This is a genomic window from Pseudomonas sp. EGD-AK9 (assembly GCF_000465935.2).
Lineage (GTDB): Bacteria > Pseudomonadota > Gammaproteobacteria > Pseudomonadales > Pseudomonadaceae > Aquipseudomonas.
Genome location: NZ_AVOF01000218.1, coordinates 1 through 25,317 on the forward strand (window position 1 = coordinate 1; position 25,317 = coordinate 25,317).

The following is a 25,317-nucleotide window of genomic DNA, read 5'->3' on the forward strand; positions in this document are numbered from 1 at the left end:
GGCCGCTCTCCAGGCTCACCTGGCTTTTCGCCACGCCGAAGGCCTTGGCCAGGAAGGTCTGCAACTGGGCGTTGGCCTGGCCCTCGACCGGCGGCGCGGTGAGGCGGATCTTCAGGCGGTCGCCGTGCAGCCCGGCGAACGCATCGCTGCTCGCCTTGGGCTGTAGGTGGCAGTCGAGGATCAGGTCCTCGCCGTCCCAGCGGTACCAGCTCATCTCACAGGAAGGGGCTGAGCATCGGCGGCAGGCCGGTCATGGCGGCCAGGTTACCGATGACGAAGCGGTCCACCAGGTTGATCGCGATAAAGGCGAAGATCGGCGAGATGTCCAGGCCGCCGAGGTTCGGCAACAGCTTGCGAAACGGCGCCAGCACCGGCTCGCAGATCTGGTTGACCAGTTGCGCGCCGGGGTTGTAGCTGCCCGGGGCGACCCAGGAGAGGATCACGCTGACGATCAGGGCGAAGAAGAACACCTTGAGGAACAGCGAGGTGACGCCGATCACCGACCACACCAGCAGTTGCAGGAGGAAGCCGCCGGCGTTGTAGCCCATCAGCGTCAGGGTCACCAGCATCAGCAGCAGCTGCACCAGGATGGCCAGCACCAGCGAGGCCAGGTCCAGTCCGGCGATGCCGGGGATCACCCGGCGCAGCGGGGTCAGCAGCGGCTGGGTGGCCTTGACGATGAACTGGCTGAGCGGGTTGTAGAAGTCGGCGCGCACCAGTTGCAGGATGAAGCGCAGCAGCACGATCAGCAGGTACAGGCTGCCGAGGGTCTGGATGATGTAGATGAGGGCTTCGATGAATCCGGACATGCAAACTCCTTATTGACCCAGTTGCTCGGCCAGTTCGGCCGAACGGTTGGCGGCGGCATTCAGCGCCTGTTGCACCAGCGCTTCGAAGCCGCCGGCCTGGAACGTCTTTATCGCCGCCTCGGTGGTGCCGTTCGGCGAGGTGACCCGGCGGCGCAGCTCGGCGGCGTCGACATCGCTCTCGCTGGCCATGCGCGCAGCGCCCAGCGCGGTGTGGATGCTCAGGCGGGCGGCGGTCTCACGCGGCAGGCCGAGCTGCTCGCCGGCGGCGGTCATGGCCTCGATCAGCAGGAAGAAATAGGCCGGGCCGCTGCCGGACACCGCGGTCACCGCGTCGAGCTGCGCCTCGTCGTTCAGCCACAGGGCCAGGCCCACGGCGCTCAGCAGCTGTTCGGCCTGGGCCTTTTGTGCGCTGCTGACCCGGGCGTTGGCGTACAGCCCGGAGACGCCCTGGCGCAGCAGCGCCGGGGTATTGGGCATGCAGCGCACCACGGGGCGCTGACCCAGCCAGCGCTCCAGGCTGGCGCAGCCGATGCCGGCGGCGATGGAGACGATCAGCTGGCCGGGTTGCAGGTGCGGCGCCAGGTCCAGGCACACCGTCTTCATCACCTGCGGCTTGACCGCCAGGACGATCAGCTCGGCGCCGGCGATGGCCTCGGCATTGCTTTCGAACAGGGCGATGCCGTGCTCGGCGTGCAGGCGCTGGCGCTGCTCGGCGTTCGGTTCGCTGGCGCGGATCGCGCTGGCCGGGGTGCCCTGGGCGCGCAGGCCGCCGATCAGGCTGGCGGCCATGTTGCCGGCGCCGACGAAGGCGATGATCGGGTTGCTCATGCGGTGGCTTCCTTTATATCAGTGGGCGGCGGACTGGCCGTAATCGCGGGCGCCGAACAGCGCGGTGCCGATGCGCACCCAGGTGGCGCCCTCGGCGATGGCGGCCTCCAGGTCATGGCTCATGCCCATGGACAGGCAGTCGAGGTTCAGTGCCAGATCATCGCGCAACTGGCGCAGGCGCGCGAAGGCTTGGTGTTGGGCGGCGACGTCGTCGGTCGGCTCGGGGATTGTCATCAATCCGCGCAGGCGCAGGTTGGCCAGTTGTGTAACCGCCTGTGCCAGGGCCGGGAGCTCGTCCGGGCTGCAGCCGGACTTGCTGGGCTCGCCGCTGACGTTGACCTGCAGGCAGATATTCAGCGGCGGCAGCTGCGCCGGGCGCTGGTCGGACAGGCGTTGGGCGATCTTCAGGCGATCCACGGAGTGTACCCAGGCGAAATGCTCGGCGATGGGCCGGGTCTTGTTCGACTGAATGGGGCCGATGAAGTGCCAGATCAAGGGCAGGTCGGTCAGTTCGGCCTGTTTATCCAGGGCTTCCTGCAGGTAGTTTTCGCCGAAGTCGCGCAGGCCGGCGGCATGGGCTTCGCGGATGGCGGCGGCGGGTTTGGTCTTGCTCACCGCGAGCAGGCCGATATCCAGCGGATTGCGCTGCGAGGCTTGCGCCGCCTCACGGATGCGCGCTCCGACCTTTGCAATATTCTCTGCTATCGTGGACATTACCTGCGCTCTATCAGCCCGGCCGTTTGAGGGTTCGCGGCATTCTACCTGCTTGCTTGTAATTGGGGAGTCCCATGGATATTACCGAGCTGCTTGCCTTCAGCGCCAAGCAAGGCGCGTCGGATTTGCACCTCTCGGCCGGTCTGCCGCCGATGATCCGCGTCGACGGCGATGTTCGCCGGATCAACCTGCCGCCGCTGGACCACAAGCAGGTGCACGCGCTGATCTACGACATCATGAACGACAAGCAGCGCAAGGACTTCGAAGAGTTCCTCGAGACCGACTTCTCCTTCGAGGTGCCGGGCGTGGCGCGTTTCCGGGTCAACGCCTTCAACCAGAACCGCGGCGCCGGTGCGGTGTTCCGGACCATTCCGTCGAAGGTGCTGACCATGGAAGACCTCGGCATGGGCGAGGTGTTCCGCAAGATCACCGACGTGCCGCGCGGCCTGGTGCTGGTCACCGGTCCCACCGGTTCGGGCAAGTCGACCACCCTGGCGGCGATGCTCGACTACCTCAACAGCAACAAGTACCACCACATCCTCACCATCGAAGACCCGATCGAATTCGTTCACGAGTCGAAGAAGTGCCTGGTCAACCAGCGCGAGGTGCACCGCGACACCCACGGCTTCTCCGAGGCCCTGCGTTCGGCGCTGCGGGAAGACCCGGACATCATCCTGGTGGGCGAGATGCGCGACCTGGAAACCATCCGCCTGGCGCTGACCGCCGCGGAAACCGGTCACCTGGTGTTCGGCACCCTGCACACCACCAGCGCGGCGAAGACCATCGACCGGGTGGTCGACGTGTTCCCCGCCGAAGAAAAATCCATGGTCCGCTCCATGCTCTCGGAATCGCTGCAGGCGGTGATCTCGCAGACGCTGCTGAAGAAGATCGGCGGCGGCCGGGTGGCGGCCCACGAGATCATGATCGGCACCCCGGCGATCCGTAACCTTATCCGCGAGGACAAGGTGGCGCAGATGTACTCGGCGATCCAGACCGGCGGTTCGCTGGGCATGCAGACCCTCGACGCCTGCCTCAAGACCCTGGTGGCCAAGGGCCTGGTCAGCCGCGACAGCGCGCGCGAGAAGGCCAAGAGCCCGGAAAGCCTCTAGGAACTGGTGTAGGAGCGAGCATCGCGAGCGAAGCTTTTGGCGTTACCCTGTTCGCGAGCAGAGTTCGCTCCTACGATTCGGCAGATGGCTGCCGAACGGCATTGCTCACCAAGCTGCGAGAACGACGATGGAATTCGAAAAACTGCTGCGCCTGATGGTGGAAAAAGGCGGCTCCGACCTGTTCATAACCGCTGGCGTACCGCCGTCGATGAAGGTCAACGGCAAGATCATGCCGGTGACCAAGAACGCCATGTCGCCGGAGCAGACCCGCGAGACCGTGCTCGGCGTGATGAACGAGGCGCAGCGCCGCGATTTTGCCGAGAACCACGAGTGCAACTTCGCCATCAGCGCCCGCGGCATCGGCCGTTTCCGCGTCAGCGCCTTCTATCAGCGCAACCTGGTGGGCATGGTGCTGCGCCGCATCGAGACCAACATCCCCACCATCGACGACCTCAAGCTGCCGGAAATCCTCAAGAAACTGGCACTGACCAAGCGCGGCCTGGTGCTGTTCGTCGGCGCCACCGGTACCGGCAAGTCCACCTCGCTGGCGGCGATGATCGGCTACCGCAACAAGAACAGCAGCGGCCACATCATCTCCATCGAAGACCCGATCGAGTACATCCACCAGCACCAGAACTGCATCGTCACCCAGCGCGAGGTGGGCATCGACACCGAGTCCTTCGAGGTGGCGCTGAAGAACACCCTGCGCCAGGCGCCGGACGTGATCCTGATCGGCGAGGTGCGGACCCGCGAGACCATGGACCACGCCGTGGCTTTCGCCGAAACCGGCCACCTGTGTCTGGCCACCCTGCATGCCAACAACGCCAACCAGGCGCTGGACCGCATCATCAACTTCTTCCCGGCCGATCGGCAGAACCAGGTGTGGATGGACCTGTCGCTCAACCTCAAGGCCATCGTCGCTCAGCAACTGATTCCAACCCCGGATGGCAAAGGTCGCCGCGCGGTGATCGAGGTGCTGATCAACACCCCGCTGGCCGCCGACCTGATCCGCAAGGGCGAGGTGCACGAGCTCAAGGGCCTGATGAAGCGCTCCACCGAGCAGGGCATGCAGACCTTCGACCAGGCACTGTACAACCTCTACACCCAGGGCGAGATCACCTACGAAGACGCGCTGCTCTACGCCGACTCGGCCAACGACCTGCGCCTGATGATCAAGCTCGGCTCGGAAACCGACGGCGACCACCTGACCAGCATGTCCCAGGGCCTGGCGCTGGAGGTCAGCGAGGAAGATCCGGGGCGTCGCTTCCGCTGACGCTGCCAGACGGGGGACGCGATGCGTCCCCTTCGTTTGTCCCGCCAATGCGTTTGCCCTTTCTGCCCGCCAGCACCAATGCCTGGCCATCGCGTTGCGCGCCGGCGCGCGCTTCGCTCATCAGTTGCGGGATCAATGGCCCTTCCGGCAGGTGCTTCCAGAACCTCAGCGGCAGGTGCTGCTGCAGCACCGTGCGGTTGAGCCGGGCCGGGTTGAAGGTGCTGCCGTAATAGGCACGCCACAGGGCCTGGCCGTCATCCTCGGGCTGCTGTGCCCAGGCTTGCCATTGCGCCGGGCAGCGGCGCTCGTGCTGCAGGCGCTGGCCATCCCAGAACGCGCCGTCGCGCGGCGTGGCGATCAGCCAGCTGTGTTTGCCCAGTCGCTCGGCGAAGTGGCCGCTGGCCGCGGCGAGGATGTCGTGCGCCGGTTCGAACCAGGCGACGAAGTCCGGCGCGCCTGATGCCTTGCATGGCTGGAAACGCACGAAGGCATGCAGATGATGCGCCTCGCGGCGCACCGCCTTGAGCCGGCGATGCAGCTCGCTGCCATCGGGGTCGCCGGCCAGCACGGCGCAGCGTTCGCCCTGCACGAAGCGCCAGAGCACGCGGTAGAGCAGGCTCCAGCGCTCCTCGCCACGGTACTGCGAGGCGCTTTCCAGCAACTGCAGCAGCTCGGGCGACACACGCAGGCGGCCGCTGGGCTGCGGCGCGCGCTCGGCGGGCTGGTCGAACAGGCCAGGCGCTGCTTCTTCGTCCAGCCATTGCAGCTGATGCGGCGCCAAGCCCTGCAACAGGGCGCGCCGCGCGGCCTGGCGCCAGGTGGCGAAGCTGCCGTCGAAACGCAGGCTGTGCATCACCACAGGGCCATCTGCGCCGGGGTGTCGCGCAGTTGCTGGCGCAGCGCCAGGGATTCGTGTTCGGCCCGCGGCGGGCGGTAGTCCTGGGTGACGATAAAGGGCTTGGCCTTTTCCAGCGCGCAGCGCAGGCGCGTGAGGTCCTCGTAGCGAATGCGTCGTTCGCGGCGCAGCGCGCCCAGGCGCCGTGCGCTGAGCACGCCGATGCCCGGTACGCGGGCGATCAATGATTCATCGGCGCGGTTCAGATCCACCGGAAACTGCTCGCGATTGGCCAGCGCCCAGGCCAGCTTGGGGTCGATGTCCAGCGCCAGGTTGCCGGGGCCGGCCAGCAGTTCGCTGGCGCTGAAACCATAGCCGCGCATGAGGAAATCCGCCTGGTACAGGCGATGCTCGCGCAGCAGCGGCGGCGCCTCGAAGGGCACCGTCTTCGGGCTCTGCGGAATCGGGCTGAAGGCCGAGTAGTAGACGCGCCGCAGGCGGTAGTCGTGATACAGGCTCTGGGCGTTGTGCAGGATGGTGCTGTCGTCGGTGGCGTCGGCGCCGACTATCATCTGCGTGCTCTGCCCGGCCGGGGCGAAGCGCGGCGCGCGGCGTTCCTCCTGGGCCTCGCGCTCGCCGAGATGAATGCTGTGCATGGCCTGGTGGATGCTGGCGACGTTCTTTTCCGGCGCCAGGCGGATCAGGCTGGTTTCGCTGGGCAGCTCGATATTGACGCTGAGGCGGTCGGCATACAGGCCGGCCTCGGCGATCAGCTCCGGTGCGGCATCGGGGATGGTCTTCAGATGAATGTAACCGCGGAACTGGTGCTCCTGGCGCAGCAGGCGGGCGACGCGGATCAGCTGCTCCATGGTGTAGTCGGCCGAGCGGATGATGCCGGAGCTGAGGAACAGGCCGCTGATGCAGTTGCGCTTGTAGAAATCCAGGGTCAGCCTGACCACTTCCTCGGGGTTGAAACGGGCGCGCGGCACGTCGCTGGAGCGGCGGTTGATGCAGTACTGGCAGTCGTACAGGCAGAAATTGGTCAGTAGGATCTTCAGCAGCGCCACGCAGCGGCCGTCCGGCGTGTAGCTGTGGCAGATGCCCATGCCGTTGGTCGAACCGATGCCGTCCTGGCCCTTGGAGCTGCGCTTGGGCGCGCCGCTGCTGGCGCAGGAGGCGTCGTACTTGGCGGCGTCGGCGAGGATGGTGAGCTTCTCGATCAGTTGCATGGCGGGCGCTCGAATACTGTTTTTATATACAGTATATGGGCGTCGCAGCCCTATCAAGTCATTGGCACTGGGCGGGCGGGGGAAACCTTGCGTAGAGTGGGGCGTCTGACACTGTCCATCGCACAAGGAGATTGCCATGCAACGACAGGACACCCACAGCAAGCTGATCGGCTACCTGCTGTGGATTTTCGGCTTCCTCGGTTCGCACCGTTTCTACTACGGCAGGCCGGTGACCGGCACCATCTGGTTCTTCACCCTCGGCCTGCTGTTCATCGGCTGGATAATCGACCTGTTCCTGATCCCTTCGATGGACCGCGAGGCCGACCTGCGCTTTACCGGCGGCGATACCGACTACAACGTCGCCTGGATCCTGCTGACCTTCCTCGGCATCTTCGGTGTGCACCGCATGTACCAGGGCAAGTGGCTCACCGGGATCCTCTATCTGCTGACCGGCGGCCTGTTCCTGCTCGGCGTGCTCTACGACTTCTGGACGCTGAATACGCAGATCTCGATCAAGAACGCGCAGCGCGGTTGATCGCGTGGTGCGCACGGCGCACCCAACGAAAAAGGGCATCCCGCGGGATGCCCTTTTTCGTTGCGCGCGGCGGATCAATCGTCGCCGTCGTCCTCGTCGACGCCGTCGACCTTCATGCCCAGTTCCTTGATCTTGCGCGTCAGGGTGTTGCGGCCCCAGCCCAGCAGCAGGGCGGCGTCGCGGCGGCGGCCGGCGGTGTGCTTGAGCGCGGTCTCGATCATGATCCGCTCGAACGCCGGCACGGCGCTGTCGAGCAGGTTGGATTGGCCGCGCGCCAGGGCCTGGTCGGCCCACAGGCGCAGGGCCTGTTCCCAGTTGGTCACCGGCGCGGCGTCCTGCGGCTGGCTGAGCAGCTCCGGCGGCAGGTCGTCGACGTGCACTTCGCGGCCCGAGGCCATCACCGTGATCCAGCGGCAGGTGTTCTCCAGCTGGCGCACGTTGCCCGGCCAGGGCAGGTGCTTGAGGTAGTCCTCGGTCTCGCTCTTGAGCAGCTTGGGCTCGACCGCCAGTTCCTGGGCGGCGCGGGCGAGGAAGTGGTGGGCCAGGGTGGGGATGTCCTCGCGGCGGTCGGCCAGGCGCGGGATATGGATGCGGATGACGTTGAGGCGGTGGAACAGGTCTTCGCGGAACTTGCCGGCCTGCACCAGGGTTTCCAGGTTCTGGTGGGTGGCGGCGATGATGCGCACGTCCACCTTGACCGGGGTATGCCCGCCGACCCGGTAGAACTCGCCGTCGGCCAGCACGCGCAGCAGGCGCGTCTGGGTGTCGGCCGGCATGTCGCCGATCTCGTCGAGGAACAGGGTGCCGCCGTCGGCCTGCTCGAAGCGGCCGCGGCGCTGGTTGGCGGCGCCGGTGAAGGCGCCCTTCTCGTGGCCGAACAGCTCCGATTCCATCAGGTCCTTGGGGATGGCCGCCATGTTCAGCGCGATGAAGGGCGACGCCGCGCGCGGGCTGTGGCGGTGCAGGGCGTGGGCCACCAGCTCCTTGCCGGTACCGGATTCGCCGTTGATCAGCACGGTGATATTGGAGTGGCTGAGACGGCCGATGGCGCGGAACACCTCCTGCATCGCCGGCGCCTCGCCGATGATCTCCGGGGTGCGCGCCTGGGCGGCCGGGGCGGCCAGGCTCTGCTGCTCCTGGGCGTGCTGGAAGGCGCGCTTGACCAGGGACACCGCCTCGTCGACGTCGAACGGCTTGGGCAGGTACTCGAAGGCGCCGCCCTGGTAGCTGGCCACCGCGCTGTCGAGGTCCGAGTGCGCGGTCATGATGATCACCGGCAGGCGCGGGTACAGCTCGCGGATCCGTGCCAGCAGGTCGAGGCCGCTGGCGCCGGGCATGCGGATGTCGGAGATGATCACGTCCGGTTGCTGGCGGGTCAGGCGGGCGAGTACACCGTCGGCACTGTCGAAGCTCTGGGTGGTCATGCCTTCCTGCTGCAGCGCCTTTTCCAGCACCCAGCGGATGGAACGATCGTCGTCGACAATCCAGACGGTTTCACTGCGGCTCATGGCGAGGTTGCTCCTTGTTCCAGCGGCAGGAAGATCGAGAACACGGTGTGGCCGGGGTGGCTCTCGCATTCGATCAGGCCCTGGTGCTGACTGATGATGTTCTGGGTGATGGCCAGGCCCAGGCCGGTGCCGTCGGCCCGCCCGCTGACCATGGGGTAGAAGATGGTTTCCTGCAGCTCGGCGGGGATGCCCGGGCCGTTGTCGATGATCTCCACCTTGACCACCAGGCGGTGGCGGGTGTGGCCGATGGTGAACTGGCGCAGGGTGCGGGTGCGCAGGCTGATGCGGCCCAGGCCCATGTCGTGCTTCTGCCCGGCGATGGCCTGCATGGCGTTGCGCACTATGTTGAGCACCGCCTGGATCAGCTGCTCGCGGTCGATCAGCAGGTCGGGGATGCTCGGGTCGTAGTCACGCACCAAAGTGATGCCGCCCTGGCTCTCCGCCTCGATCAGGTTGGCGACCCGCTCCAGCACCTCGTGGATATTGGTCATCGCCAGCGACGGCAGCTTGTTCGAGCCGAGCATACGGTCCACGAGATTTCTCAGCCGGTCGGCTTCCTCGATGATGACGTTGGTGTAGTCCTTCAGGTGCTCTTCCGGCAGCTCGCGCGCCAGCAGCTGGGCCGCGCCGCGGATGCCGCCGAGCGGGTTCTTGATCTCGTGGGCCAGGCCACGCACCAGCAGCTTGGTGGTTTCCTGCTTGGACAGCTGCGCCTCTTCCTTGGTGATGCGCAGCAGGCGGTCGCGCGGGTGCACTTCCAGCAGCAGCAGGGTCTGGCCGCGGTTGAACAGCGGGGTGACGGCGTAGTCGACGGTCAGGGTCTGGCCGGTGACCGAGGTCAGCACCGCCTCGCGCTTGTTGAACGGGTGCGCCTGTTCCACCGCCTGGCGCAGCGACGACAGCGCCTCGGGCGATTCGGTGAACAGCTCGCTGATGAACTGGCCATGGCTGCGCTGGCCGCTGACGGCCAGGAGCATTTCCGCCGCCGGGTTCATGTACTCGAGGCGCAGCTGGCTGTCGAGCAGCAGGGTGGCGGTGGTCAGGTTGTCGAGTAGCAGGCGGTGCAGAGCGTCGTTGATGGTCATAGGCAGCGCGTTCCGGCAATGGGCAGGAAAATGCAAGAAGCAAACCAAAGCCCCGAAAAGACGCATGTTCTCTGCGCCCTGGTGGGTTTTCGCGGGGTTGCGGCGCAGTGGGGCGGGCAATTACGACCCAAAATAGGGACAGCTTAGGAGGTGGTGCGCGCCATTGCACCACAAAGGTGCAATGGCGTTCAGAGGAAGGGCAGGATGCTGACTTCTTCCTTGGGCTTGTCCTTCAGCGGGCACTCGGGGCGCACGCCGTAGTCGTCCTTCTGGCAGGGGTTGACCTTGCGTTTCTGTGCCAGCGACATGCGGTGCATATGGAAGGGCTGGGGCGGGGTGCGCTCCACGGTCAGGCCGGCGGCGTCGATGATCTCCACGGCCAGCAGGTGGGTGCCGCGGTCGACGTGCTGCAGTGGAAACACCGGGCTGCGGCTCGGTTCGCCCTGCACCTGGCCGTCGAGCAGCAGGCGGTAGCTGTGCCCGGGCAGCAGGCCGGGTTCGCTGGTGGCGGTGACGATCAGCTCGCCCGAGGCGTTGTGCACCGAGGCGTCCGGCTCGGGCACCAGGATGCGCAGCAGCTGGTAGTGGATGGCCATCTTGCTCACCGCGGCGGGGGCCGCGGGCGCCGCTGCGCTGCCGGGCTGGCTGAGCTGCACGCTGTTGGAGGGGGAGAGGATCACCGGCTGCGCGCTGTTGCTGCGCGGCTTGTCGGTGAACACCCGGTTACCCTCGGCGTCGACGTAGGTGTAGACCTGCGCCAGGGCGCCCTGGGCGATCAGTAGCAGGCAGAGAAGCAGTGGACGCATAGGTCAGTTCGCCGGTCTCGGAGTGGGTTTGGGCGGTGGGGGTGGCGGTCGCAGCGCCGGGCTGCTGGTGTTGACCCGCTGCACGGTGAAGGTGACGCTGGCGCTCTGCTGGATCGCCCGGTCGCCGCTGAGCACCTCGACTGCCAGGCTGTGTTCGCCGCGGTCGACGTTGACCAGTTGCAGGCGCGGCACGTTGCTCGCCTGGCCGTGCGGCTGGCCGTCCAGCAGCAGGCGCAGGCGGTGGCCGGCTGCCAGGCGCGGCTGGATGTCGACGCCGACGCTGAAGGTGCCGTTGTTGGCGCGCATGGCTTCATCGTCGGGGATGCCGGTCAGGCTCAGCACCGAGTAGGGCGCCTCGGCCTGCGCGGTCGGTTCGCTGCCGGCGGCCGGCGCGCTTGGCGCCTGCATTTCTACCGTGTTGGTCGGCGGCAGGCTGACGCTCTCGGCGGCGGTGCCGTCCGGCGGCTGGTTGGTGAACACCGTGTTGCCGTTGGCATCGGTGTACTTGTAGATCTGCGCGGCGGCCGGCAGGGCCAGGCCGAGCAGCAGGCAAGCGAGCAACGGGCGCATGGGCCATTTCCTCCCTGGGTGATGCGGCTAAGCCTTGCACCGGCAAGGCGCCCTGGCAAGTGCCGTGCTGTGGCGTTGTGATGCATAAGATGAAAGCGGGGCAGGGTGCGCCGGGGGCACCGAGGATCCGAAAACGTGGGCGGGTATTTTGGTGTGCACGTTGCAGGCGCAAAGAAGCCCCGCCAGGCAGGGCCGGGCGGGGCTTTCGAGTGCGCCGCACAGGGCGGCGCGAGGCTGGCTTAGACGCTGTAGTACAGGTCGTATTCCAGCGGGTGCACGAAGGTGCGCACCTTGATTTCTTCTTCGCTCTTCAGCTCGATGTAGGCATCGATGAAGTCGTCGGAGAACACGCCGCCCTTGGTCAGGAACGCGCGGCCCTTGTCCAGCTCTTCCAGCGCTTCCTTCAGGCTGCCGCACACCTGCGGGATCAGCTTGCCTTCTTCCGGCGGCAGGTCGTACAGGTTCTTGTCGGCGGCATCGCCGGGGTGGATCTTGTTCTGGATGCCGTCCAGGCCGGCCATCAGCAGCGCGGCGAAGCACAGGTAGGGGTTGGCCGCCGGGTCCGGGAAGCGCGCTTCGATGCGGCGGGCTTTCGGGCTGGATACGTAAGGAATACGGATCGAGGCGGAGCGGTTACGGGCCGAGTAGGCCAGCATGACCGGGGCTTCGAAGCCCGGAACCAGACGCTTGTAGGAGTTGGTCGACGGGTTGGTGAAGCCGTTCAGGGCCTTACCGTGCTTGATGATGCCGCCGATGAAGTACAGGGCGGTCTCGGACAGACCGGCATAGCCTTCGCCGGCGAAGGTGTTCTTGCCGTCCTTGGAGATCGACATGTGCACGTGCATGCCCGAGCCGTTGTCGCCGTACAGCGGCTTCGGCATGAAGGTCGCGGTCTTGCCGTAGGCGTCGGCGACGTTGTGCACGCAGTACTTCAGGGTCTGAACTTCGTCAGCCTTGGCCACCAGGGTGTTGAACTTCACGCCGATTTCGTTCTGACCGGCAGTGGCCACTTCGTGGTGGTGCACTTCGACGACCAGGCCCATTTCTTCCATGGCGTTGCACATGGCAGTACGGATTTCGTGGTCGTGGTCGCACGGCGGAACCGGGAAGTAACCGCCCTTGACGGCCGGGCGGTGGCCCTTGTTGCCGCCTTCGACGTCGCCGTCGGTCATCCAGGAGCCTTGCTCGGAGTAGATCTTGAACATCGAGCCGGAGATGTCGGACTTGAACTTCACTTCGTCGAAGATGAAGAACTCCGGCTCCGGGCCGACGAACACGGTGTCGCCGATGCCGGTGGTCTTGAGGAACTCTTCGGCGCGCTTGGCGATGGAACGCGGGTCGCGGTCGTAGCCTTGCATGGTGCTCGGCTCGATGATGTCGCAGACCAGGATCAGGGTCGGCTCTTCGGTGAAGGGGTCGAGCACGGCGGTGTCGTCGACCGGCATCAGGATCATGTCGGAGGCTTCGATGCCTTTCCAGCCATGAATGGAGGAGCCGTCGAACATCTTGCCGTGTTCGAAGAAATCGTCGTCCAGGGCGTCGCGAGCCGGCATGGTCACGTGGTGCTGCTTGCCCTTGGTATCGGTGAAGCGCAGGTCTACCCACTTCACGTCGTGTTCTTTGATCAGTTGAACAGCCTTAGACATGTTGTCCTCCAGGTGGAAAAGGCTCGCTTCGTGGAGCCCCGATATGTGCGGTGAAGCCCGGCGGGATAGTCCTCCAGGGCAACCTGCCTCACAAGGGAGCAAATTGCATGCCAGTGCCCCGGAATGGACAGAGGCCCGAAAACTCAGGCGCTGCGCGGCCTGCATGGGGCATGCGCAGAAATATTTGCACCATTTGAGGGCTGCCAAATATCGATATGTCCTATTTTGGTGCGATCAATGAGGCGTGCAGTATTTTTGGTCAAAGCTTGAGCAATTTCCGCTATAATCCGCGCCCCTGTTTTTCCGTCGCCCCTGCAGGCGCCCAATTCATGAAGCTGATCGTCAAAGTTTTCCCGGAAATCACCATCAAGAGCCGCCCGGTGCGCAAGCAGTTCATCCGCCAGTTGGGGAAGAACATCCGCACTGTGCTGCGCGACCTCGACCCCGAGTTGAAGGTCACCGGTGTGTGGGACAACCTGGAGGTCGAGACCGACCTGGACGATCCGCGCCTGCTGGCCGAGATGACCGAGCGCCTGCGCTGCACGCCGGGCATCGGCCTGTTCCTCGAGGTCAACGAGTACCCGCTGGGCGATCTGGACGACATCACCGAGCACTGCAAGCGCCACTACGCCGACCAGCTGCCGGGCAAGATCTTCGCCGTGCGCTGCAAGCGCGGCGGCAAGCACGCCTTCAGCTCCATCGACGTCGAGCGCCACGTCGGCTCGCGCCTGCGCCAGGAGTGCAATGCGGCCGGCATCGACCTGAAGAAGCCGGAAGTCGAAGTGCGCATGGAGATCCGCGACCAGCGTCTGTTCGTCGTCCATCATCGCCACGAAGGCCTCGGCGGCTACCCGCTGGGCTCGCTGGAGCAGACCCTGGTGCTGATGAGCGGCGGCTTCGACTCCACCGTGGCGGCCTACCAGATGATGCGCCGCGGCCTGGTCAGCCACTTCTGCTTCTTCAACCTCGGCGGTCGCGCCCACGAGCTGGGCGTGATGGAAGTGGCCCACTACCTGTGGCAGAAGTTCGGCCGTTCGCAGCGCGTGCTGTTTATCAGCGTGCCGTTCGAAGAGGTGGTCGGCGAGATCCTCGGCAAGGTCGACAACAGCCAGATGGGCGTGATCCTCAAACGCATGATGCTGCGCGCCGCCACCCGCATGGCCGAGCGCCTGGAGATCGAGGCGCTGGTCACCGGCGAGGCGATCAGCCAGGTCTCCAGCCAGACCCTGACCAACCTGGCGGTGATCGACGCGGCCACCGACATGCTGGTGATGCGCCCGCTGATCGCCAGCCACAAGCAGGACATCATCGACACCGCCACGCGCATCGGCACCGCCGAGTTCGCCAAGCACATGCCCGAGTATTGCGGGGTGATTTCGGTCAACCCGACCACCAAGGCCCGCGGTTATCGCATCGAGCGCGAAGAAGCGCAGTTCGACATGGCCATTCTCGAGCGTGCCCTGGAGCGCGCTACCCTGCTGCCCATCGACCGGGTGATCGACGAGCTGGGCAAGGACGTGCAGGTCGAGGAGGTGCGCGAGGCGCTGGCCGGGCAGATCGTCATCGACATCCGCCACCCCGATGCCGCCGAGGACGAGCCGCTCGAGTTGCCCGGCATCGAGGTGCAGGTGCTGCCGTTCTACGCGCTGAACAACAAGTTCAAGGAACTGGATGAGAACCGCCAGTACCTGCTGTATTGCGACAAGGGCGTGATGAGCCGCCTGCATGCCCACCACTTGCTGAGCGAGGGGCATGCCAATGTGCGCGTTTATCGTCCGGCATAAGACGCCCGGGCTGAACGGCGGCAGTATCCGCCACCGCCCTCCCGACCGCTCTGCCTGCTGATCCCGTTTTCTTCATATTCGTCGTCCACACTGGGCGACACACCGCATCCTCTGATCGAGATACACACAGTGATCGAAAATCTGCGCAACATCGCCATCATCGCCCACGTCGACCATGGCAAAACCACCCTCGTCGACGCCCTGCTGCGTCAGTCCGGCACCCTGGAACGCAACGAGCTCAATGACGAGCGCGTGATGGACAGCAACGACCAGGAAAAAGAGCGCGGCATTACCATCCTGGCCAAGAACACCGCCATCAAGTGGAACGACTACCGCATCAACATCGTCGACACCCCCGGCCACGCCGACTTCGGCGGCGAAGTCGAGCGCGTGATGTCGATGGTCGACTCCGTACTGCTGGTGGTCGACGCCCAGGACGGCCCGATGCCGCAAACCCGTTTCGTGACCAAGAAGGCCTTCGAAGCCGGCCTCAAGCCGATCGTCGTGATCAACAAGATCGACCGTCCCGGCGCGCGTCCGGACTGGGTCATGGACCAGATCTTCGACCTGTTCGACAACCTCGGCGCCACCGACGAGCAGCTCGACTTCCAGGTCGTCTACGCCAGCGCCCTGAACGGCATCGCCGGTCTCGACCACACCGCCATGGCCGAAGACCTGACCCCGCTGTACCAGGCCATCGTCGACCACGTGCCGGCGCCGAACGTCGACCTCGACGGCCCGTTCCAGATGCAGATTTCCGCGCTGGACTACAACAGCTTCCTCGGCATCATCGGCGTTGGCCGTATTGCCCGTGGCAAGATCAAGCCGAACACCCCGGTGACCGCCATCGACGTCGACGGCAAGAAGCGTAACGGCCGTATCCTCAAGCTGATGGGCCACCACGGCCTGCACCGCGTCGACGTCGAAGAAGCCACCGCCGGCGACATCGTCTGCGTCAGCGGCATGGATCAGCTGTTCATCTCCGACACCCTGTGCGACATCAACCACGTCGAAGCGATGAAGCCGCTGACCGTCGACGAGCCGACCGTATCCATGACCTTCCAGGTCAACGACTCGCCGTTCTGCGGCAAGGAAGGCAAGTTCGTCACCAGCCGCAACATCAAGGAGCGCCTGGACAAGGAGCTGCTGTACAACGTGGCCCTGCGGGTCGAGGAAGGCGACAGCGCCGACAAGTTCAAGGTCTCCGGTCGTGGCGAGCTGCACCTGTCGGTGCTGATCGAAACCATGCGCCGCGAAGGCTTCGAAATGGGCGTTGGCCGCCCGGAAGTGATCATCCGCGAAGTCAACGGCGTCAAGCAGGAGCCGTTCGAGAACGTCACCATCGACATCCCTGAAGAATCCCAGGGCAAGGTCATGGAAGAAATGGGTCTACGTAAGGGCGACCTGACCAACATGTCGCCGGACGGCAAAGGTCGCGTGCGTCTGGAATACAACATCCCGGCTCGCGGTCTGATCGGTTTCCGTAACCAGTTCCTGACCCTGACCAACGGCGCGGGCATCCTGACCTCGATCTTCGACCGTTATGACACCGTCAAGCCGGGCAGCATGTCTGGCCGTCAGAACGGCGTACTGGTGTCGATCGATACCGGCAAGGCGCTGACCTACTCCCTGGAAACCCTGCAGGCGCGCGGCAAGCTGTTCGTCGAGCACGGCCAGGAAATCTACAACGGTCAGATCGTCGGCCTGAACAGCCGCGACAACGACCTGGGCGTCAACCCCACCAAGGGCAAGAAGCTCGACAACATGCGCGCTTCGGGCAAGGACGAAACCATTGCCCTGGTGCCGCCAGTGCGCTTCACCCTGGAGCAGGCTCTGGAATTCATCCAGGACGACGAGCTGTGCGAAGTGACGCCGAAGTCGATCCGTCTGCGCAAGAAGATCCTCGACGAAGGCGAGCGCACCCGCGCTGCCAAGAAAGCCAACAAGGCCTGACCCATAGCGGCTAGCCTCGAGCTGTTAATGAAAAGCCCCGCCAGAGCGATCTGGCGGGGCTTTTTGTTGGGGGGCGCCGTTAGTCGTTGTGCCCCTGTCGGAGCGGCTTCGGCCGCGAAGCTCCTGCGCGGCCTTGCTCTCCCGCTCCTCCTGTTTTGTAGGGGGCAGGGATTCTCGCGACTAAATTGGTTCGCCGCGCGCCGTTCCTAGGGTTGGGTGTGGCGCCGCCAATAGAAAACCCCGGCATCCGCCAGGATGCCGGGGCTTGCAGGCTGAATCAGCCGCGCTGCGGCCGACAGGCCAGCAGCCCGTAGGCCGCCAAGCCGATCACCAGCAGCAGGCTCAGCGTCATCACTCGCCGGCCACCTGGCGCAACTGCGCCGGGGCTTCGCCGAGGTTGTTGAGCATGCGCTCGCTGTACCAGTCGATGAAGTTGACCACGCCGAACTCGTAGGTCTTCGAGTAGGGGCCGGGCTGGTAGGCGGTGGAGTTGATGCCGCGCTGGTTTTCCTCGCCGAGGCGACGGTCCTGGTCGTTGGTGGCGTCCCACACCTGGCGCAGGCGCTCGACGTCGTAATCGACGCCTTCCACCGCGTCCTTGTGCACCAGCCACTTGGTGATCACCACCGTTTCCTGGGCGCTGATCGGCCACACGGTGAAGTTGATCAGGTGGTCGCCCATGCAGTGGTTCCACGAATGGGGCAGGTGGAGGATGCGCATGGAGCCCAGGTCCGGGTTCTTGATCCGCCCCATCAGCTTCTTGCAGCCCTGCTTGCCGTCCATGGTCATGGACACGGTGCCCTTGAGCAGCGGCATGCGTACGATGCGGTTACGCAGGCCGAAGCCGGCATGCGCGTAGGGAATCTTCTCCGCGTCCCAGGCGGCGGCGCATTCGGCGACGTGATCCTTGAATTCCTGGGTCGCGCGCGGGTCGTTGGTGTCGTCCCACTCCAGCAGGGTGTTGAGCAGCTCCGGGTGCGAGCCGTTGCAGTGGTAGCACTCGCGGTTGTTCTCGATCACCAGCTTCCAGTTGGCCTTCTCCTTCATGGTGCTCTGCACCGCGACCTTGGTGTTCTCCATGTCGTACGGCTCCATGTAGTGAGCCAGGGTGGCGAGGAACTCGTCGATCGCCGGCGGGTTTTCCGCCAGGCTGATGAAGATGAAGCCACCGGCGCTCTTGCAGTGCACCGGCTTGAGGCTGTAGTCCTTGAGGTCGAAGTCGGCGCCCATCTCGGTGCCGGCGAACAGCAGGCGGCCGTCCAGTTCGTAGGTCCACTGGTGGTAGGGGCAGACCAGCTTGGCCACCTTGCCCTTGTCGCTCACGCACAGGCGCGAGCCGCGGTGGCGGCAGACGTTGTGGAAGGCATGAATCTGCCCCTCGGCGCCGCGGACCACGAGAATCGGGTTGTCGCCGAGCTGCAGGGTGAGGAAGTTGCCCTTGGCCGGGATTTCGCAGGTCATGCCGGCGATCAACCACTCCTTGTGGAAGATCTCCTGCATGTCGATCTGGAACAGCCGCTCGTCGTTGTAGAAGGGTTGCGGCAGCGAGAAGGTGCGTTCGCGCTCGCGCAGCATGCCGGCGGTGGCCTTGCGTGCGGGCTCCAGCGGGTCGCCCAGGCTCAGGGTGTGGGTGCAGTCCATCGGTGACTCCTCATGGCTGGCGCGGGGGCGGCAGCCGCAAAAGTGGCTGATACGGTGGTGACGCAAGGCGTTGTGGCGGCTGCTGCGAGCGGTTCGGCGGCCGCGCGTTGTCGGGTTTGCTCTGAGGCTGAGTGTGGATTCGCCGCGCCGCGAAACCTTATCCATGGGCGACATGGCCGAATGCGTTTCCGACGCGCCAGGCCCCGTGCCAAGCGGCAGGTCGCGATGAGCATGCCGATGTCGCTGGCAGATAAATGAGGGCCCGCGGCGTTTCGCACAATCGATGCCATATAGGCCGATGTCCGGCCGCGTGGAGAGCCGTTCATGACCACCAACGCCTTCCTCAACCCGGTTACCACCCAGACCTGGAGCAACGGCCGCCACCTGGTGCGTTGCGTCAAGGTGATCCAGGAAACCTGGGACGTGCGCACCTTCTGTTTCATGGCCGATCAGCCGGTACTGTTCTTCTTCAAGCCGGGACAGTTCGTCACCCTCGAACTGGAGATCGAGGGGGCGCCAATCATGCGCTCCTACACCATCTCCAGCTCGCCGTCGGTGCCCTACAGCTTCTCCATCACCGTCAAGCGGGTGCCGGGCGGCAAGGTGTCGAACTGGCTGCACGACAACCTCAACGAGGGCGACCAACTGCCGGTGCACGGTCCGGTGGGGCTGTTCAACGCCATCGATTTCCCCTCCGACAAGGTGCTGCTGCTGTCCGGCGGCGTCGGCATCACCCCGGTGATGTCGATGGCGCGCTGGTTCTTCGACACCAACGGTGCGGTGGACATGTGCTTCGTGCACAGCGCGCGCACGCCCAAGGACATCATCTACCACCGCGAATTGCGCCACATGGCCTCGCGCATCAGCAACTTCAAGCTGCACCTGATCTGCGAGAAGTACGAGATCGGCGAAACCTGGTCCGGCTATCGCGGCTACCTCAACCAGAAGATGCTGGAGCTGATCGCCCCGGACTTCATGGAGCGTGAGGTGTTCTGCTGCGGCCCGACGCCCTATATGGGTGCGGTCAAGCGCCTGCTCGAGGCCAACGGCTTCGATATGCGTCGTTACCACGAGGAATCCTTCGGTGCGACGCCGCCCGAGGCCAAGGCCGATGCCCTGGAGCACGCCGCCGAGGCCGCCGACGCGCCGGAGATACCGGCGGCCGACCTCAACCAGGTGGAGTTCGTCAGCACCGGCAAGAGTATCCGCGTCGCCCCCGGCGAAACCGTGCACGCCGCCGCCGCCAAGCTCGGCCTGCACATCCCCAAGGCGTGCGGCATGGGCATCTGCGGCACCTGCAAGGTGATGAAGACCGCCGGCGAGGTGGACATGGAGCACAACGGCGGGATCACCGACGAGGACGTTGCCGAGGGCTACATCCTGTCCTGCTGCAGCGTGCCCAAGGGTGACGTGGTGATCGATTATTGAGTCGCCTCTCGCGTCTCCAGCGGCCATCGGCTCGCCGGTAGGCAGACGCGCCCGCCAGAGCGCTCGGATTTCCGTGTTCCGAGCGCCCCAGTTTGCTGGCGGTTGGCCAGGGTTTGGCTAGTCTTGCTGCAACTGTCAGGACGTTACCAACCGTGCGCCGGCCGCCGTGCCCGCGCACGAGTCTGGTTGCAGTTCGCTCCTGAGTACCCGGCTCACCCTGCGTGAGCCATTTGCCCGATTTGGCAAGGGGAGGAGCGGCAATGGATTCCGTTACGCCAGGACGCGTTGCGCGTCGCGCTTTGCTTGTAGTCGCGGCGCTGGCCTCGGCGACAGCCTGGGCCCTGGATTTCACCGGCAATGACACGGCCTCGGGCACGCTCGACAGCGGCGCTCTGGAGCAGGACATCAACTTTCGCGACAGCAGCAGCGCCGGCAGCGCCAGCATCAGCAACCCCAGCGATAGTTTCGCCACCTTTTTCCTCGACGGCAGCAACGCCGGCTCCGCCAGCATCAGCAACAGCGATGGCGGCCTGACCATCTTCGACGGGCGCAGCAGCGCCGCCAACTCGACCATCGACGGCGATGTGCAGTTTCTCGGCCAGAGCACGGCTGGCAACGCCAGGCTCAGCGTCGGATTCGGCAGCATCCTGTTCGTCGGCCAGAGCAGTGCCGGCGACGCCGAGATCCGAGTGATCGGTGCCAACAGCGTGGCGGTCTTCGCCGAGCGCAGCACCGCAGGCAATGCCCGCCTGATCAGCGAGAGCGGCGGTTTCTTCTCCTTCACTGGCGGTGGGCCGAACGACGACGGAATTCTCTCGGCCGGTTCCATCGAAGGCGATGGTGTCTTCGATCTGGGCTCGGTACGACTCGGCGTCGGCGGCAACAACCTGTCCACCGAGGTGTCGGGCTCGATCATGGGCGCGGTGGACTCGGCGCTGATCAAGCGCGGCAGCGGGGTGCTGACGCTCAGCGGCTTCAACTCCAGTTTCACCGGCGAGCTGATCGTCGAGCAGGGGCTGGTCAACTTCGGCGACCCCAGCAGCCTGGGCAGCGGCTCGCTGACGCTCAACGGCGGCGGCTTGCAGTGGGCGGTGGACAACGGCTTCGACATCTCCGATCGGCTCGCGCCACTGGGGCCCAATGGCGGCATCTTCGATACCAACGGCAACCTCGTCGTCCTCGGCAGCGCCATCGGCGGCAGCGGGGCGCTGATCAAGACCGGCGACGGCCTGTTGCTGCTCGGCGCGGCCAACGGCTACAGCGGCGGCACTGTGCTCGAGGGCGGTGCCCTGGCCGGGACAGTGGAGGGGGCGCTGCCCAATGCCACGGCCTATACCGTCAACGGCGGCACCCTGGAGCTGTCCAGCTTCGATCTGCAGATGTCCAGCCTGGCCGGCACTGGTGGCGCCATCCAGATCATGAGCACGCTGACGGTCAACCAGGCGAGCGATACCAGCTTCGCCGGTGCACTTTCCGGCTCGGGTTCCTTCATCAAGGATGGCCCCGGCCTGCTCGAGCTGACTGGAAGCAGCAGCCTCTCCGGTTCCGGCGGAGAGGGTGGCAGTGCAGAGGTTCGCGGCGGCACCCTGGCGGTCAATGGCTCGCTGCTTTCCGCTATCCAGGTGCAGAGCGGTGGCACCCTGGGTGGTGCCGGCAGCGTCGGTAACGTACAGATCAACAGCGGTGGCACCCTGGCGCCGGGCAACTCCATCGGCACGCTGAACGTCGCCGGTGACCTGATCTTCAGCCCCGGCTCGGTCTACCAGGTGGAGGCCGATGCCGCCGGCAATGCCGATCAGGTGCTGGTCAGCGGCCTGGCCAGCCTGGCCGGCACCGTGCAGGTGCTGGCGGAAAACGGCACCTACGCGCCGGCCACCAGCTACGACATCCTCAGCGCCGGGCAGTTGAGCGGCCAGTTCGACAGCGTCAGCTCCAACCTGGCCTTTCTCGACCCCAGCCTGAGCTACGCCGGCAACGCCGTGACCCTGACCCTGACGCGCAACGACACCAGCTTCTCCAGCCTGGCGCGTACCCCCAACCAGGTGGCTTTCGCTCAAGCGGCCGAGAGCCTGGACGAAGACAATGAGGTTTACCGCACCCTGCTCGACCTGGGCGAGGACGAGGTGGCCGACACCTTCAACAAGCTGTCCGGCGACGCCCATGCCAGCATCGCCTCGGCGGTGATGTTCGACGACCTCAACCTGTCGCGTGCGCCGCTGGGCAACCTGCGCCGCAACCTCGCTTCGCCCGAGCGCGCGCTGCCCTACTGGGTGCAGGTGGGCGGCGGGCGCCAGCGCATCGACGATGACGGCAACGCCGGCGAGATCATCCAGGATCACGAGAGCATGCTGTTCGGTGGCGACTGGCCGGTATACGGCGACTGGCGCCTGGGTGGCGCCTTCGGCTACGGCCAGGAGCAGCTGGATGTCGATTCGCGCGACGCCAAGGCCGACTCCGACAGCTACCGCTACGCGCTGTACGGCGGCCGCGATGTCGAACTGTCGCGCGGCACGCTCAAGCTGTTCGGCGGCGGCGGTTACAGCCAGCACCAGATCGACAGCCAGCGCGACGTGCGCCTGATCGACGGCCCGGAGCGCCTGACCCGCCAGTACGACGTCAACACCGCGCAGGGCTTCGGCGAGCTGGCCTGGCACCTGAAGTTCGACGAGCCGGCCTATGTCGAGCCCTTCGTCGGCCTGCTGCTGATCGACCAGCGCAGCGACAGCTTCAGCGAGCAGGGCGGGGCCGCCGCACTGTCTGCGGACAGCCAGCGCAACGAGCTGCTCAGCACCAGCCTCGGTGTGCGCGGCCAGCAGCTGTTCCAGCTGGCCGAGCGCGATCTGCTGCTCAACGGCTCGTTCACCTGGCGGCAGATCAACGGCGACCTGCGCCCGGAACTGGACCTGCAATTGGAGGGCGGCGACAAGTTTCGCGTGTTGGGTACCGAGTTGCCGCGCAACAGCTTCCTGGTCGAGCTCAACCTCGACTACTCGATCACCCCGAACATCGTCCTCGACGTCGATTACAACGGCGTGTTCAGCGACAGCAGCGAAGCCAACAATATCGCCTTCAACCTGCGCTGGAAGATGTAGGCCGGTGCGCCGCGGCCACTCCGTAGGGGCGCCGCGCGTACCGGCCTTACTGGCGTCACGCCGCGGCACCAGCCGTAAGCGCCCAGGTGGAGGGGGCCTGCACTCAGGCGCTCATCACCTCGCGGATATCGGCCGCCAGCTGGCGCACCCGCGCCTCGTCGGTGTCCCAGCTGCACATGAAGCGCGCACCGCCGGCGCCGATGAAGGTGTAGAAGCGCCAGCCGCGGGCGGTGAGGGCAGCGAGCGCCGGTTCCGACAGTTGCAGGAACACGCCGTTGGCCTCAACCGGGAACATCAGGCTGACGCCGGGCACGTCTTCGACCAGCGAGGCCAGCAGCTGGGCGCAGCGGTTGGCGTGGCCGGCGTAGCGCAGCCAGGCGTCGTCCTGCAGGATGCCGACCCAGGGCGCCGACAGGTAGCGCATCTTCGAGGCCAGCTGGCCGGCCTGCTTGCAGCGGTAGTCGAAGTCCTCGGCCAGGGCCTTGTTGAAGAACAGGATGGCCTCGCCCACTGCCATGCCGTTCTTGGTGCCGCCGAAGCACAGCACATCGACGCCGGCCTTCCAGGTCAGCTCGGCCGGGCTGCAGCCGAGGGAGGCGCAGGCGTTGGAGAAGCGTGCGCCGTCCATGTGCAGGTTCAGCCCCAGCTCCTTGCAGGTCTGGCTGATCGCGCGCACCTCGTCCGGTCGGTACACGGTGCCGACCTCGGTGGCCTGGGTCAGGGTCACCACGCGCGGCTTGGGGTAGTGGATATCCTGGCGCTTGAGCGCCACTTCGCGGATCGCCGCGGGCGTCAGCTTGCCGTTCTCGGTACGCGCCAGCAGCAGCTTGGAACCGTTGGAGAAGAATTCCGGGGCGCCGCATTCGTCGGTCTCGACGTGGGCGGTCTCCGAGCAGATCACGCTGTGGTAGCTCTGGCACAGCGAGGCCAGGGCCAGGGAGTTGGCTGCGGTGCCATTGAAGGCGAAGAACACCTCGCAGTCGGTCTCGAACAGGCGGCGGAAGTGGTCGGCGGCGCGCGCCGTCCATTCGTCGTCGCCATAGGCGCGCTGGTGGCCCTGGTTGGCCTCGGCCATGGCGGCCCAGGCCTCGGGGCAGATGCCGGAATAGTTGTCGCTGGCAAATTGCTGGGCGTTGTCGGGCATGGGGCGTTCCTTCTCGAGCGGGGCCGGCAGGGAGCACCGGCGGATGGCGCTACTTTACTCCGCGCGGGCCCTGGCCTGGGGCCGCCAGGGCGACAACTTGTTGTGTTCATGCGTACTGCAGGGTCGCTATCCGGACGACCGTTCGACCGTTCGACCATTCGGCGGAACTCATGGCGACGCCGGGGGTTCACAACCCCAGGGCGGCGGTTTGCCGCCTGTCATCGAAAAGGAGTGTCTTATGAACCATCGCCACCTGCTCGCCTTCGCCCTGCCGCTGGCCATTGCCCTGCCGTTGTCTGCGGCCGAGTGGACGGCGCAGGCGAAAACCGAGTTCGTTCAGCAATGCATCAACGGCGCGCCGGCCGGCTACGAGCAGCCGCAGCTGCAGGCCTATTGCGACTGCGCCGCCGACAAGGTCAGTCGGGAGTTCAGCGAGGCCGAAGTGCAGGCGATCAGTCGCCAGTCGCCGCCCGATGCGGCGCTGCAGCAGCGTCTGGTCGAAGCCACCGGCAGCTGCGCCGGCAAGCTCAAGCCCTAAGCCGAAGCGCACGGCTGGCGATGCCCTGCGGGGTGGCCTGGTACGCTGACGGTTGTGCGGCGTGATTCGCTCTGGATGAACCGGCTTGCCGGCGATCCTGTGCCGCGGTTGCCGGCAGGAGTCAGGCTCCCCGCGGCTACTCCAGGTTCTGCCGCTTGATTGAGCAAATAACGCGCGCCCGGGCCCAGGCCCCGCAGGGTCTGACCTGGCGCCGCCTGCCCACAGGCTGTGCACAGAACGGCGCACAGCATTTGTGCACAAGCATCTTCTATCTGATTGATTCTGCTCGATTTTTGCTCGATTGCCGGAAAGCCTTGCGCAGCCTGGGCTGCAGCCTGGACCGAACAGCCTATGCACAGTTTGCTCCACAGCATCTGTGCATAGTCCACCGCGCCGCAGCCTGGCGCCGGCTGTCGCGGGTGGATAAGTCGCCGCGCCGCCGCGCCTGGCTGTTTCTCGGCCAGCCGCGGCAAGTCCAGTGCCGGTAGGGGCTGGCGCCGACTGATCACAGCTTATGCACAACCTGGTGCACAGTATCTGTGCATGGTCTGATCTATTAACTGCTTGATATCGTTCAATAAATACACGATTCACGGCAGGCCTTGATGGGCCTGGCCCGGCGGCTTCTGCGCACGGCTTATCCACAGCTTGATCCACCCATCCTGTGCATAGCGGCAGGGGGGGCGACTCTGAACACTTTCGCGTCGAAGTTGAGCAAATTTGCTGCCTAGCGACATCGGACAATCTGCCGCACTGCGCCCCGTGGCGCATCCGAGCTAAGGAGTCCTCT

21 protein-coding genes are annotated in these 25,317 nt (G+C 65.5%); 8 read left to right on the forward strand and 13 right to left on the reverse strand.

The annotated features are described in order from the left end of the window. The 4 genes from N878_RS11335 to N878_RS11350 all read right to left on the reverse strand — a co-directional run. Positions 1-214 (reverse strand): DUF167 family protein (locus N878_RS11335; protein ID WP_021443771.1); only part of this gene is annotated, 214 nt, incomplete at its 3' end. A 1-nt stretch (position 215) separates the two neighbouring features. Beyond that, the gene (locus tag N878_RS11340; protein WP_021443772.1) at positions 216-809 is read right to left on the reverse strand and encodes a YggT family protein; all 594 of its coding nucleotides are present in this window, start codon (positions 807-809) and stop codon (positions 216-218) included. A 9-nt stretch (positions 810-818) separates the two neighbouring features. Beyond that, positions 819-1,637, reverse strand: coding sequence for a pyrroline-5-carboxylate reductase (gene proC / locus N878_RS11345; protein ID WP_021443773.1), 819 nt, complete (start codon positions 1,635-1,637; stop codon positions 819-821). Between the two features lie 18 nt (positions 1,638-1,655). After that, the gene (locus N878_RS11350) at positions 1,656-2,351 is read right to left on the reverse strand and encodes a YggS family pyridoxal phosphate-dependent enzyme (RefSeq protein WP_021443774.1); all 696 of its coding nucleotides are present in this window, start codon (positions 2,349-2,351) and stop codon (positions 1,656-1,658) included. A 74-nt stretch (positions 2,352-2,425) separates the two neighbouring features. Between N878_RS11350 and pilT the strand changes: the two genes are divergently transcribed. After that, the gene (gene pilT / locus N878_RS11355; RefSeq protein ID WP_021443775.1) at positions 2,426-3,460 is read left to right on the forward strand and encodes a type IV pilus twitching motility protein PilT; all 1,035 of its coding nucleotides are present in this window, start codon (positions 2,426-2,428) and stop codon (positions 3,458-3,460) included. 127 nt (positions 3,461-3,587) lie between these two features. Then, positions 3,588-4,733, forward strand: coding sequence for a PilT/PilU family type 4a pilus ATPase (locus N878_RS11360; protein WP_021443776.1), 1,146 nt, complete (start codon positions 3,588-3,590; stop codon positions 4,731-4,733). Here N878_RS11360 and N878_RS11365 read toward each other — a convergent pair. Together N878_RS11365 and N878_RS11370 are read right to left on the reverse strand one after the other, a co-directional pair. Beyond that, a complete protein-coding gene (locus tag N878_RS11365; protein ID WP_021443777.1) occupies positions 4,699-5,586 on the reverse strand; it encodes a TIGR03915 family putative DNA repair protein in 888 nt (295 codons plus the stop codon). The two genes, N878_RS11360 and N878_RS11365, sit on opposite strands and share 35 nt — an antisense overlap. Continuing rightward, on the reverse strand, positions 5,586-6,797 hold the full coding sequence (locus N878_RS11370) for a putative DNA modification/repair radical SAM protein (protein WP_021443778.1): 1,212 nt from the start codon (positions 6,795-6,797) through the stop codon (positions 5,586-5,588). The genes N878_RS11365 and N878_RS11370 overlap by 1 nt, the downstream gene beginning before the upstream one ends. A gap of 136 nt (positions 6,798-6,933) precedes the next feature. Between N878_RS11370 and N878_RS11375 the strand changes: the two genes are divergently transcribed. After that, positions 6,934-7,332, forward strand: a complete 399-nt coding sequence (locus tag N878_RS11375; RefSeq protein WP_021443779.1) for a TM2 domain-containing protein — start codon at positions 6,934-6,936, stop codon at positions 7,330-7,332. Positions 7,333-7,406: 74 nt separating this feature from the next. On the opposite strand, the gene ntrC is transcribed toward N878_RS11375, so the two are convergent. From ntrC to glnA, 5 genes are all read right to left on the reverse strand, one after another. After that, complete coding sequence (gene ntrC, locus N878_RS11380) at positions 7,407-8,840, reverse strand: nitrogen regulation protein NR(I) (RefSeq protein WP_021443780.1); 1,434 nt, start codon at positions 8,838-8,840, stop codon at positions 7,407-7,409. Beyond that, the gene (glnL, locus tag N878_RS11385) at positions 8,837-9,925 is read right to left on the reverse strand and encodes a nitrogen regulation protein NR(II) (RefSeq protein WP_021443781.1); all 1,089 of its coding nucleotides are present in this window, start codon (positions 9,923-9,925) and stop codon (positions 8,837-8,839) included. Before glnL ends, ntrC begins: the two co-directional genes overlap by 4 nt. A gap of 188 nt (positions 9,926-10,113) precedes the next feature. Then, positions 10,114-10,731 carry a DUF4124 domain-containing protein gene (locus tag N878_RS11390; protein ID WP_021443782.1) on the reverse strand — a complete coding sequence of 206 codons (618 nt, stop codon included), beginning with the start codon at positions 10,729-10,731 and terminating at the stop codon, positions 10,114-10,116. A gap of 3 nt (positions 10,732-10,734) precedes the next feature. Continuing rightward, positions 10,735-11,301 (reverse strand): DUF4124 domain-containing protein, encoded by a 567-nt coding sequence (locus tag N878_RS11395; protein WP_021443783.1) that lies wholly within the window; start codon positions 11,299-11,301, stop codon positions 10,735-10,737. 239 nt (positions 11,302-11,540) lie between these two features. Beyond that, positions 11,541-12,947 (reverse strand): glutamate--ammonia ligase, encoded by a 1,407-nt coding sequence (gene glnA, locus N878_RS11400; RefSeq protein ID WP_021443784.1) that lies wholly within the window; start codon positions 12,945-12,947, stop codon positions 11,541-11,543. A gap of 329 nt (positions 12,948-13,276) precedes the next feature. Between glnA and thiI the strand changes: the two genes are divergently transcribed. Together thiI and typA are read left to right on the forward strand one after the other, a co-directional pair. Further along, positions 13,277-14,731 (forward strand): tRNA uracil 4-sulfurtransferase ThiI, encoded by a 1,455-nt coding sequence (gene thiI, locus N878_RS11405; protein ID WP_021443785.1) that lies wholly within the window; start codon positions 13,277-13,279, stop codon positions 14,729-14,731. Between the two features lie 129 nt (positions 14,732-14,860). Next, complete coding sequence (typA, locus tag N878_RS11410; RefSeq protein WP_021443786.1) at positions 14,861-16,684, forward strand: translational GTPase TypA; 1,824 nt, start codon at positions 14,861-14,863, stop codon at positions 16,682-16,684. Between the two features lie 351 nt (positions 16,685-17,035). On the opposite strand, the gene gbcA is transcribed toward typA, so the two are convergent. Continuing rightward, a complete protein-coding gene (gene gbcA / locus N878_RS11415; RefSeq protein WP_021443787.1) occupies positions 17,036-18,325 on the reverse strand; it encodes a glycine-betaine demethylase subunit GbcA in 1,290 nt (429 codons plus the stop codon). A 324-nt stretch (positions 18,326-18,649) separates the two neighbouring features. On the opposite strand from gbcA, the gene gbcB reads away from it, so the two are divergent. Beyond that, positions 18,650-19,753 carry a glycine-betaine demethylase subunit GbcB gene (gene gbcB, locus N878_RS11420; protein ID WP_021443788.1) on the forward strand — a complete coding sequence of 368 codons (1,104 nt, stop codon included), beginning with the start codon at positions 18,650-18,652 and terminating at the stop codon, positions 19,751-19,753. A 260-nt stretch (positions 19,754-20,013) separates the two neighbouring features. Continuing rightward, positions 20,014-22,845 carry an autotransporter domain-containing protein gene (locus N878_RS11425; protein ID WP_156350874.1) on the forward strand — a complete coding sequence of 944 codons (2,832 nt, stop codon included), beginning with the start codon at positions 20,014-20,016 and terminating at the stop codon, positions 22,843-22,845. 103 nt (positions 22,846-22,948) lie between these two features. Here the strand turns inward: N878_RS11425 and N878_RS11430 are convergent, their stop codons facing one another. Next, positions 22,949-23,989: a low specificity L-threonine aldolase gene (locus tag N878_RS11430; RefSeq protein WP_021443790.1), complete on the reverse strand. Its 1,041-nt coding sequence runs from the start codon at positions 23,987-23,989 to the stop codon at positions 22,949-22,951. A 238-nt stretch (positions 23,990-24,227) separates the two neighbouring features. On the opposite strand from N878_RS11430, the gene N878_RS11435 reads away from it, so the two are divergent. Continuing rightward, complete coding sequence (locus N878_RS11435) at positions 24,228-24,527, forward strand: hypothetical protein (RefSeq protein WP_021443791.1); 300 nt, start codon at positions 24,228-24,230, stop codon at positions 24,525-24,527. Positions 24,528-25,317 lie beyond the last annotated feature (790 nt).